8 protein-coding genes and 1 pseudogene are annotated in these 11,475 nt (G+C 53.8%); 2 read left to right on the top strand and 7 right to left on the bottom strand.

Annotated features, from left to right (window positions below):
- Positions 1-172: 172 nt before the first annotated feature.
- The 3 genes and pseudogenes from AC1DSG_RS21220 to merR form a co-directional block, all read right to left on the bottom strand.
- Positions 173-1,601, bottom strand: a pseudogene (locus AC1DSG_RS21220) (IS1182 family transposase).
- A 413-nt stretch (positions 1,602-2,014) separates the two neighbouring features.
- The gene (locus tag AC1DSG_RS21215; protein WP_477792642.1) at positions 2,015-4,525 is read right to left on the bottom strand and encodes a putative bifunctional diguanylate cyclase/phosphodiesterase; all 2,511 of its coding nucleotides are present in this window, start codon (positions 4,523-4,525) and stop codon (positions 2,015-2,017) included.
- 914 nt (positions 4,526-5,439) lie between these two features.
- Positions 5,440-5,838, bottom strand: a complete 399-nt coding sequence (gene merR, locus AC1DSG_RS21210) for an Hg(II)-responsive transcriptional regulator (protein WP_477792641.1) — start codon at positions 5,836-5,838, stop codon at positions 5,440-5,442.
- A gap of 165 nt (positions 5,839-6,003) precedes the next feature.
- On the opposite strand from merR, the gene AC1DSG_RS21205 reads away from it, so the two are divergent.
- Positions 6,004-6,225 (top strand): GDCCVxC domain-containing (seleno)protein, encoded by a 222-nt coding sequence (locus tag AC1DSG_RS21205; RefSeq protein ID WP_477792640.1) that lies wholly within the window; start codon positions 6,004-6,006, stop codon positions 6,223-6,225.
- A 256-nt stretch (positions 6,226-6,481) separates the two neighbouring features.
- Complete coding sequence (locus AC1DSG_RS21200; protein ID WP_477792639.1) at positions 6,482-6,928, top strand: hypothetical protein; 447 nt, start codon at positions 6,482-6,484, stop codon at positions 6,926-6,928.
- A 265-nt stretch (positions 6,929-7,193) separates the two neighbouring features.
- On the opposite strand, the gene AC1DSG_RS21195 is transcribed toward AC1DSG_RS21200, so the two are convergent.
- The 4 genes from AC1DSG_RS21195 to AC1DSG_RS21180 form a co-directional block, all read right to left on the bottom strand.
- Positions 7,194-7,865 carry a tetratricopeptide repeat protein gene (locus AC1DSG_RS21195; RefSeq protein WP_477792638.1) on the bottom strand — a complete coding sequence of 224 codons (672 nt, stop codon included), beginning with the start codon at positions 7,863-7,865 and terminating at the stop codon, positions 7,194-7,196.
- 439 nt (positions 7,866-8,304) lie between these two features.
- The gene (locus tag AC1DSG_RS21190) at positions 8,305-8,706 is read right to left on the bottom strand and encodes a hypothetical protein (protein ID WP_477792637.1); all 402 of its coding nucleotides are present in this window, start codon (positions 8,704-8,706) and stop codon (positions 8,305-8,307) included.
- Positions 8,707-8,832: 126 nt separating this feature from the next.
- On the bottom strand, positions 8,833-10,152 hold the full coding sequence (locus AC1DSG_RS21185) for an outer membrane protein transport protein (RefSeq protein WP_477792636.1): 1,320 nt from the start codon (positions 10,150-10,152) through the stop codon (positions 8,833-8,835).
- 132 nt (positions 10,153-10,284) lie between these two features.
- Positions 10,285-11,475 (bottom strand): AMP-binding protein (locus AC1DSG_RS21180; protein ID WP_477792635.1); only part of this gene is annotated, 1,191 nt, incomplete at its 5' end.

The following is an 11,475-nucleotide window of genomic DNA, read 5'->3' as shown; positions in this document are numbered from 1 at the left end:
GGCTGTGTGAAAACGCACTGAGTACGTCAAAAACTGAGAGTTGCGTGCGTTACCTGCGAAATCGGCAGGCGAAAGCGCGAATTGCCTTAGCCAACTACATAGGCATTCGTGATGCTGTTTGGGCCGCGTCAGCGGCACAAACAGCCGCTCATGGACGATCAAACGGCTGGATTCACGCCCTGATCGCTTCAAGCAGTCCTGCGATGCCGAAGATGCTCATCATCCGTTTGAGGTTGTACGCGAGCACATGAAGGCTCATCTCGGTACTTACCCTTGGTAGGGTTTTGGTCAGGAAGTGGGTACTTCCCATTGAGCGTTCCAAAAGGATGTTCAACGGTCTGTCGGCGACGCCTCATCATCGTTGGATCACTTTCCAGCCGTGCCTGCATCGCATCGACTACGGCTTCATGTTCCCAGCGCTTTACCCGGCGCTCCTTACCCGTCGTACACTGCTTTTGCATTGCGCAGGACTGGCAGCCAGAGAACCAATAGCAGTGCAGTAGCATGCCGTCTTCTACTGAAGAATGCCGCCGGGTCAGTAACTGTCCCGCAGGGCATCGATACTCGTCCGATGCAGCAACGTAGATGAAGTCCTGCTTACCAAATCGGCCTTCGGCTTTGCTGCCCGATGTCAGGGGTTTCGGGACGAAGGTGGTGATGCCGTCTTGCTCGCAAGCAAGGATTTCCAGACCTTTGTAATAGCCGCGGTCGGCCACCACCGTTAGCGATTCAGCCTCGATTTTTTCACGCGCCTGGTTCGCCATATTGCTCAGTTGCCCACGATCATTACCAACGTTGGTCACCTCATGAGCAATGATCAGATGGTGCTTGTCGTCGACAGCTGTTTGGACGTTGTAACCAACCGTCCCGGTGCCTCGGCCGCTCGTGGCCATTGAGCGTGCATCTGGATCGGTAAGAGAGATTTGTTGGTCTGGAGTTTCGTGAAGCTGCGCCTCGATTTCCTTGAGTTTCTGCATCTGCTTTTTCAGCGTTTCTATCTTTTCTTTCAGCCGCTCTGCTTTGGCCTCGGCCACTTCGGGCATTGCCCTATCCGCTGAATCCATCGCCGCCAGATAACGGTCAATGCTCTGCTCGATCTGTTGCATGCGCGCCTTCACTTTGCCCTGGGTGAAGTTACGGTCACGGTTGTTGACGGCTTTGAACTTGCTGCCGTCGATGGCGATGATTGATTGGGAGAAGAGATTGAGGTTGCGGCAAAGCACTACGAACTGGCGGCATACGCTGCGAATGGCTTTGCCGTTGTCCTTGCGAAAGTCGGCAATGGTTTTGAAGTCCGGGGCCAAACGTCCTGTCAGCCACATCAACTCGACGTTGCGCTCGGCCTCACGTTCAAGCCGACGGCTGGACTGAATCCGATTGAGATAGCCGTAGATATAGATCTTCAGCAAGATCGCCGGATGGTAGGCCGGACGCCCGGTTGCAGCAGGATCAACACCTTCAAACCCAAGTGCACCCAGGTCGAGTTCATCGACGAAAACGTCGACCACCCGGACTGGATTTTCTTCGGTCACGTAATCGTCCAGGCACTCCGGCAGCAACGTGACTTGCGTCCGAGCCTCACCTTCAATAAATCGCTTCATGATCGCCCCCGCTACGATCTCGACGATCAGAAGATTAGACAATTGCGGGAGTTTTCACACAGCCTGGGTTGTTTTCAGTCCTTCGCGACAGGCAGAATGCGGCCACTAACGGACATTGACCAAGGGCCGCTTTCGGCCAGAACAATCATTTGAATGCGCCAAGAAAAAACGACAAGGAGGCACAAGGATCAAAAATGATCTGGCACCTAACAAGCGTTAGATTCCCATTGTATTAGAAGACAGCCCCTTACGAGCTCGTAGCCTGAGATGTTGTTTATCGTCAACGTCATGGACGATGAGAACTTCGCCACCTCCGGCAGTTGCGTGTGCGAGCCACATTTGAGTCGACCTCTCATCGTCCGCATTGGGTTGAATCCAAAGCCGAAAGCGGACGTTCCCAGGCACCTACGAAGTTATGGCGATTTAGTCGTGGTCCGTGGGAAATCAGTGCTCGCCATTAATCTTTCGTGAACATACTCCTCAAATTGTTCGGCTGGCAGTGGTGGGGAAAACAGGAAGCCCTGGTAGGTCTGGCAGCCATGCTTGACCAGAAAGGTGCGCTGAGCTTCTGTCTCCACACCTTCTGCAATCACCGAAAGCCCCAATATCTGGCTCAGGCTCACAATCGCGCAGGCGATGGCGGCGTCGTTGGGATCAACCAGCACATCTCTGATGAAGGACTGGTCGATCTTGAGTTGATCCAGCGGAAGGCTCTTCAGGTATGACAGTGACGAGTAGCCGGTTCCGAAATCATCCAGCGAAAGGCCTATGCCGATCTCTTTCAACTCGATCATTTTGGCGACAGTACCTTCCATATCCTCTATCAGCAGGCCTTCGGTCAGTTCCAGTTTCAATTTTTTCGGATCGGCCCCCGTGTATCTCAGTACTTGCAGTACCTCCTCGACGAAGTCCGGATGGTGAAACTGGCGGGCGCTGACATTCACAGCCATACCCAGYCGGGCGGTTTCTGAATGCTTTGCCCAGGCAACCAGCTGAGTGCAGGCTGCCTGCAGCGCCCAACGGCCTAACGGCAGAATCAACCCCGTTTCCTCTGCCAATGGAATGAACTCGCCTGGAAACACGACTCCGCGCTCAGGATTCTGCCATCTCATCAGTGCCTCTGCGCCAATGATACGGCCCTCACTATTCACCTGCGGCTGGTAATGAAGAAGGAATTCGTTGTCCTGCAAGCCTTGGCGCAAGTCTACTTCCAGTCTGGCGCGTGCCGTGGCAACCGCCTGCATTTCCGGATCGAAGAAGCGCATGGTATTGCGGCCCGCCGCCTTGGCGCGATACATCGCCAGGTCAGCGCGCTTCATAATATCGTCCACTGTGCTCAGTTGCCCCTGGAACAGCGCAATGCCGAGGCTGGGGGTGCTGTGGTGCTCATATCCATCCAACTGGTAGGAAATGTTCAGAGAGTTGAGAATCTTTTCGCCAATAGCCTTGGCCTGGATAGCTGCTTCTGGAGGATTCTCATTAAGGGCATCCAACAGGACGACGAATTCGTCTCCACCCAGGCGAGCCACGATGTCGCTCTCGCGTATGCAGCCGGAAAGGCGCAGAGCAACTTGCTGCAGCAACATGTCGCCTCTGTCATGCCCCAGCGTGTCGTTCAGTGCCTTGAAGTTATCCAGGTCAATGAGAATTATCGCGCTCGTATGCAGGCTACGGGAGCTGCCCGCCAGCAGATGCTGTAACCGGTCCAACATGAGCCGCCTGTTGGCCAGCCCGGTCAACTGATCGTAGAAGGCCAAACGCTGGACCTCTTGCTCAGCGGTCTTACGGTGGGTGATGTCAGTATTGATCGACAGAACGGATTGCGGCTGGCCATCATCGTCTCGCACCAGGGTTCGATGACTTTCGAGCGTGATGGTGCAGCCGTCCCGGCGTCGAAGTGTAACTTCGTCCGCCCAGTCACCCGTTTCTATCAGGCTGTTAGTGACCGCATTGAAAGCGGCGCTACCCTGGTAGATCAACTCCTGTGCCGATTTGCCGAGCGCCTCTTCTTTTGACAGACCGTAGAGACGCTCGGCACTTTTGTTCCAGTACAGGATGCGGTTATCCATCCCGTGAACGACAATGGCGTCCTGGGCCTTGTCCAGCAGCGATGCTTGCTGGCGGGCCTGCTTCTCGCTTTCGCGCAGCACTGCCAGATAACCTTCCCTTTCGGCTGCTTGCGACTCCATTTCGCGCCTGATCTTGCCCCCGTAGATAACGGCCGCACTGACCATCAGTAGCACGAACACCATGATCGCGTATTCGACCCGGCGCAGTTCTTCGACCGACTCAAGCTCCTCCTCCAGGAGCTTGCTTTGAATCAGGCCAACGCGATCCCGCACGGTACTGAGTGAGGCGAGCAACAGGGCAAACTTCCTGTCCATCGTTGCCATGCGTTTGCCGGCATTATCCGACTGCCCCTCCCTGAAGTAGGAAAAGATCAGCAAGGCCTCGTTCACCATTTCGACCATCGCGGCATCAATTGCACCCACCTCATCCCTCAATGCAAGGGTAAAGGCTTGTATATCTGCACTGTGTTCAGCCTCATAGGCGATCCGTACTTCCAACTGTTTTTTGGCCATTGCCAAATGCTCGTTGAAGGCGCGCAAGGCTTCATTCATGTTCCGCGATTCGGCTTCAACATTATGTGTATCGAACACATTATTGCCCGGCGCATTGACTGTGGAAGCCAGGCTACCCAGCGTTGAATAGCTCGACAGCTGTTGGACCCACGACTGGTTTGCCTTGATGGAGCGGTGATAGGTATCGACGATCAGGTGATTCAATACCACGCTCAGCACAACAACCAGCACGTCGAATCCCGCAAGAAAAAAGTACATGCGGTGCCATTTGGCCGAACGCGGCTTATTTGAACTGGTGGGTATGGCTTGCTTTGCGGCGCTTTCACTCCTGAAAGAATCCATTTCACAATCTCCAAACATAATCCTTCTAAATTGATCAATAGAAGCGGTATTCGGAAACCCATTAACCTTTTGTGCCGCCACCTGAACCTGAGAACACACCGCACGTAGCATTAGCCAAATTTTTTCTCTGTTCTGGATTCACGCTGGTTTTCGTGAGCGAAGCTCCCGAGACAAGCAATAGCTACCGAAGCTATACGTCTTAAGTGTCACGCCAACCAACTATTCGACACTAAGCAATGCATTCGGCGATGCTAATTTCATGGTGAAATTTATTACTGCTCGGAAGCAGTCTCTTAACATTTCGGCGATAAAACGAAATCATTTTCATTTGTTGTATTTGACATCATCGTTTCAGGTAAAGATTCTCCTCGCTCCATTGTAGAACTGAACGTCGGCAATCACTTTTGCCAGATGTTAATTTCCTCAGCCTCGTTCTGCGCCTCTGGCGAGCGTACAGACCTTGGCCTGCATGTCTGGGGTCATCATATCCCCGTTTTCGCAGTGCCCAGCCGCACCGTAGCGAAAGTCGATTCGATCCTGAGTGATCCCAACAGATCTAGTCAAAACCCTGCGCCTGCAGGTGCAGGGTTTGCGCCATGTCTTCCCGAGTGTCGTTGCGGATTTGCGCCCCTGAACTGGATGCTTCACGCAGAATAGTCGGGTGACATTGGGCACGTTGCGGGTCATTTCCGCGCAGCCTGCCGGACTGCCTGATCAGTTTCTACAGCAGACCAAGTATAGCCAGTAATTTGCCATTATTCTGTTCGCCGACTGCTCCAGATCGGTAGCAGCCCTTGATGGTCGGCAGCTTTCGACCCAGAAGCGGCCATTCCTGACCGCTAGCAAGCGGCCTTACGATTGCACTGCATGGGTTGCTGGCCTGACGCCTGTGCACGATGCCCTGCAACCAGGAATCACTCCCTGTTCAGCACATCGATGATAGGGCAAGCAGCCCCGCCGTCGCCTGCATCGCACTCCTGCACCAGTCCGCCCAGCACCTGCCGAATTGCTGCAAGGTCGGCCATCTTTTGCTCGATCAGGGCCAGTTTGCGCACGGCCAGTGCTCGAGTCTCGCGACAAGTGCAGGCCGCATCAAGTGTCAGCAGTACGCCCACCTCATCCAGCGTGAATCCCAGCGCCTGCGCCCTCTTGATGAAGCGCAACCGTTTGACCTGCTCCGGTAGATAGCACCGATAACCGCTGAGCGGCTTTGGTGGCTCATCCAGCAAGCCGCGTCGCTGGTAATAGCGAATAGTCTCGATATTCACCCCGGCAGCTTCCGCTAACTTGCCGATACTCAGCCCTGTCGCCATCACACGCCCCTTGATTCTGTACCCGGGTACGGAGTGTAGAGTGACGCTAGGTTAGATCGATTCAATGGAGAAAACGAAGGCTCAGCAGATCGGCGGATCCTGAGGCGTTGACCAAGGCGACGACGAATGCGGGTTATCCCTCCACCATGCACAAATGAGGCAACCATGAGCGCCGTCATCCTCGAATCCGTGTTGACCTGCCCGCATTGCGGTTTCGCCAAGCAGGAGGCCATGCCCACGGATGCCTGCCAGTTCCTCTACGAGTGTGGCAGTTGCAAAACCCTGCTACGCCCGAACCCCGGTGACTGCTGTGTGTTCTGTTCGTTTGGCACGGTGAAGTGCCCGCCGTTTCAGGAGGAGCAACACGGATGCTGTGGTACGGCCTAACCTATGTTTATTCCGTTTATCAGACGCCCCTAACGCGCCTCCAACGGTGGTTATGGGAGGTTAGTGACATGTGGAATCACGCTCTGGTGCTCGTGATGGTCTACCTGACTTTCACCCTCACTATCGGCTGGTTGTATACCATGGCTCTCATGTATTGGATTTGATCCAATTGGTGACGATCGGTCGGTCCGCTAAGCTTTTAATATCTCGAATGGATTCTGGAATCACTCACAAAACTCAGTTGAGGTTGCGAAACGTGAGAGCCAGATTGATTGGGGCCACCACCATCATCATCGCGGTGATTGGTGTGCCGACGTATAAGTTCATGGAGTGGACATCTATCGAGAACGAGCGAAAGGATATTGTGTGCAAGGCAGCACAGCAGCATATGAAAACCCTGGAAGTTCAAGCGCGAGCGAAGGCTGAGGGACTGTCTATCGAAGCTTACGCAGAGGCCGAGAATACTGAGGTGGACAAATTGGTCAGCGCCCTGGATACCGCAAACAATGAGGCTGAGGTTGAAGCTGTCATAGACACACACGCTGCCCAGTTAGAGGCGAAAGACGCTGCAACCGATGCAGAATTGAAAAACCAAGGGAATCAGGTTTTTCTCGAACAGCAACTCAAAAAACAGCGCATAACCACTGATATCAAGCAAGAAATCAAACGCACCGAGAAGGCTGTAACTGAGGCCTGTGATTAGCGTTCGCTCCAAGTTTCGCCCGCCCCCTCTAGCCAAATACGCTCAAAAACGTTTTCACGCAGCCTGGGTCGTTTGTGGCCCTTCCTGACAGGCAGAAATCGGCAAAAAGCGGCCGGTGGTACGGCCGTAATGAGATTAGGTAGTGACTACAAAACTAGGGGCGATTCACGTTTAAATCGAAATTTCGCAAAACCGTGGTCTGCCCCTTATTGGCGGGCGGTAATTTGCTACTGCGCCCCCTGTATTCCGGAGGACGCGTTTCAGCCTATTGCGATTTGCCGCCAGCGGTAATCGTCGTAGTTTTCAAGTATTGATCCAGCGGTATCAGCAGATTTTTGGCTTGGCCTAGCTCATCCGAAAGTGTCTGGGCTGTTGTGATCATGTTGGTGGTTAAACCCCTGGTCGCTGCAATGTTACTTTTGGCTTTGTTTGTGGGCGAGTCGTCCATGCTTGCCGACTGTATAAGCAGAGCCAGGCCGAGATTTTTGTCCACCTTCACGCCATCGCCGCGCATGTAGAGCATGCCCAGATTACCGACGGCGAGCGCATCGCCTTGCGCTGCTGCCTTGCGATACCACTGATTGGCCTGCGCAAAGTCCACGGCAGTGCCACGACCGTTTTCATACAGCACACCGAGATTGTATTGCGCGTTGGAGTTGCCTTGCTGCGCAGATTTTTCATACCAACTAATTGCTTGTGTTTCGTCCTTGGCGACCCCGATGCCCTGCTCGTACATTAGAGCCACATTGAACTGGCCATCGGCGTTGCCTGTGTCCGCAACGGTGCTAAATTCCTTAAATGCCAGCGGCAAGTCACCGGCTTGATAGGCCGTAACGCCTTCCTCTAAGCCGGCTTGCGCCGGTCCGTTCAGGAAGCTGAAGATCGTCACGAGCGCTAGGGCTGTGGCGGGGTGAAGTATTCGATTCATCGCTATCATGTGAAAGTCTCTGGTTCGTTGGTGAAGACCGCTGATCTATGATTAACACTTCTAATGACAACCAGAGGCAGACCACGGTTTAGGCTGTTACGGTTTTATCGTGGTCTATCCCTCGATATTACTGCCCTCACATCTCTTTCGCGAAGCTTCTCCGGTCTTACCGGCCACCTCTCGCTACAGCCCAATGCCAAGCCTTCGCCCCCGCAATTCTGCAAGTTGCGACCGGCTGCTTTTGGCCGACTTCAGCCATTCGCGACAGGCAAAAAACAGCCAAGAGCGGTCATTCAAAGCGGGACTACGACATTTTGCAAGCCTGGGATCAGCTTGGACATACGACCGTCGTAATGACTGAGCAGTACATCCGAAACTGCAAGGGGAAGAAAGTCTCACCAACGCAAGTGAATTGCGGACCCTGTGAACAAACGATGTAGATTTCTTGTTAAGTGCAGCCAACAAATTTAATCCTGATCAATATAGCCATTGTTGCGAATATACTGAGAGTGATCTGCATGCCAGCCACAAGTCTCGGATCATCGGGTTTGTTTAATTTTAAAAGCGACAGAAATTTGCTTGGTTTTGTTTCTGCTGGACTTTCTTTGTAATCTTGTAGTGAGCGCCAAATTTCGAGCGCGACCACTTGGGACGCTATGATCAGCCGACAGTTCAGCAATGAAAATAACAAATACACGATAGCAAGTCCGATCAGTAATTCGGCTGGAGGTTTAGTTGATGCCCAAGCGAACGCTACTGCTGCCGCAGTGATTGCTTGATAATAACCCCAGAATTTGTGGGCTTGATCTAAAGAGTATCGGAAATATGAAATCGCATCAGACAGTTCCATTTTTCTCCTTTGATTCTAATAACTTATTCCAAGGCTGTAGAAGAGTGTAGATGGTATAAAAATTAATGCACCCCAATGTCCCCACAGCACTATCGATAGTACTGACTGAAAAACCGCTCGTACCGATTAATACCGATAAGTTGCCTGCACTGAAATCCCGTTCGCACTGTTTTCGTAGTCGGCACTGTATTCCGGTTGAAGACCGGAGTTGTTCGACTGCTTTACAGAGACTTTGGAGTCCCAGAGATAGCCGTAAGCAAAGTCTATGGTCAGAGCGGCATTCGGCGAATACGCACCGCCCAAGGTCACGGCCTGGCGATTCCCGACCGGAACGCGCACGCTGCGGTCGGCATTTCCAATGGGCGACGGGTCATAGGCGTAGCCTGCGCGCAGCAGCCATTGTTGGTTCAATTGATACGATGCGCCAACGGCGGTGGACCAGGTGTCGCGCCAGTTCATTTCTTCTGTCACACGTCCCAGGCCAGCCGCCTCGCCCAAGGGGGAAAGACCGCTGTTGACTGCCTCGACCTTCTTGATCCGGCTCCAACGTTTCCAGGTGGTCCCCAGGTATCCCGTCCAGCGACTATTGAAATGATGGGTGATGGACGTATCCACTGACTCGGGCATCGTGAGGTCGATCTTGTTGTCATAGTTTCCGTCCAGCGGGATAACGCTCGGGGAGCCGGAAACCTCGGTATGCCCTTTGAGTTCATAGCTCACCTTCGAGTGAAAGTTAATTCCCCAACGGGTCGCATCACTCAAATCAAACAAGACGCCGACGTTGTAGCCAAGTGCCGTGTCATCGCCTTTGATGGTGACCAAAGTGTCCTGGCCGTTGTTCAGGGCGCCGGTGGCCAGGTAATTCTCAAGCTTTGCATTGAAACGGTTGATGGTCGGTCCGCCACCAATGGACACGTAATCATTGATTCGATAGGCAATGGTGGGTTGAAGGGTCACCTCTTTGGTTGTGCTATAGGAACCATGGTAACGGCCCTGAAAGCTGCTCTCGTAATCATTGATCAGACCACTCGGAGCATAAAGGCCCAGACCAATCGAAAAACGATCGTCAAGCGGCGTCGACATATAGGCGAAGGGCACAACCCCCAAAGGGACCGAGTCCCCCTTATTTGTTCCTGGGGCACTGCTTTGCGCATTGCTAATGTCGTCGCTCACCGAGACGACCGCGACTCCGCCGGAAATCTCACTGCGCTTCAACTTGGTCAAGCCTGCGGGATTTCCAAAGATAGTGCTGGCATCCAGCGCCGAAGATGACCTTCCCGCATAAGCAGTGCCTGCACTGCTCGCACTTTGTTCGTTCAGGGCAATGCCATTGRCACCCGCAGTTGTTGAAGCGGTGAGTATGGCTACAGCGCCGGCAAATTTGATCCCGGAAGTAAAACCTTGTTGAACAGAGAAACGCGGGATCGCGCGATTATTCACTTTCATTGTCCACCTCTTATTCTTTTTGTTGGTTGCGCACAGGCAAGGCTTCGCCTTCCCGTGCACATCTGCGTGCCGGTTGGAGTTGATCGAAGTTGTCAAAAGGCTCCTGGCTGATGAAGACCTGGGCATGCTTGCTTAACTTATAGAGGCGGACTCGCGGTCATTCAGCCACTCCACCTGGAAGCTATACCGTCCTAATTGAAGGGCCAGGGTCTCCCGATTGCCTCCCGCCCGAATGCATGCGACCAGCCCGCGTCGTGGATCCTGTAACACTTCTACTTCAACATCCTGGAGACACATGCGTACCACTTCCTGCTGGACGACTCTATAAATCTCCCGCTGCTGCAAAGTGGGCTTGAATATCTTGCCCACGGCAGTCAGTGGCAACGCTTCGAGAATTTCAATGCGCTTGGGAACGGCTGCCCGCTCGCTGATGTTGAGATGTGCGAATGCCACAAGTTCTTCGGCGTTGCAGGCATGCCCGGGGCGCAGTTGAACGTAGGCGACCGGCACCTCGCCCGAGTAGGCATCGGGGCTGCCGATTGCAGCGGCCAAGGCGACGGCGGGATGCGCCTGCAGAGCCTCCTCGATTTGCTTGGGATCAATGTTGTGGCCGCCGCGAATGATCAACTCCTTTTTGCGTCCGGTCAGCCAGAAATAACCCTGAGCATCCTGGCGACCCAGATCGCCCGTATTCAACCAGCGCTGACCGTCGATATCGATCCAAAGGCCCTGGTTATGACGCTCCTCCAGATAGCCATTGAAGAGGTTCGGACCACTGATCGTGATGACGCCGATCTCATCCACGTTGGCATCGCGCAGGTACTCCCCAGAATCATTAAGCAAAACCGCACGCATATTCTGGTAGGCGATCCGTATCCCGATGGAGCCAATGCGACGCTCGCCATGAGGCGGGTTGACGGAGGAGACGCAAGCGCCCTCGGTCAGACCGTAACCTTCAAGGATCTTTACCCCGGTCCGGCGCTCGAACTCGCGGAATAGCTCTGCCGGCATCGGTGCGGCGCCACACATCGCATAGCGAAGGCTGGACAGGTCGCGGCCCTCGCATTCATTTTGCAAAAGTGCGGCATAGACCGTTGGCACACCGGAAAAGAAGTTGATGCCGAAGTGCTCGACCATTTCCCAGAATCGTGGGATCACCCCCTCGCCACGATACCCATGAGGCGTCCCGAGGATCACATGGTCGCCTTGAGTCCAAGGCATCAGTCCCGTCACCAGTTGTCCATTGACATGAAATAGCGGCAGACCACAAAAGATAACCTGACCACCGCTGCGTGGCTGCATATGGGCAGCCATGGCCCATGC

The organism is Pseudomonas sp. P5_A12 (genome assembly GCF_056400685.1).
The sequence above is the reverse complement of the archived record's forward strand: the minus strand, read 5'-3'. Positions and strand labels throughout refer to the sequence as shown.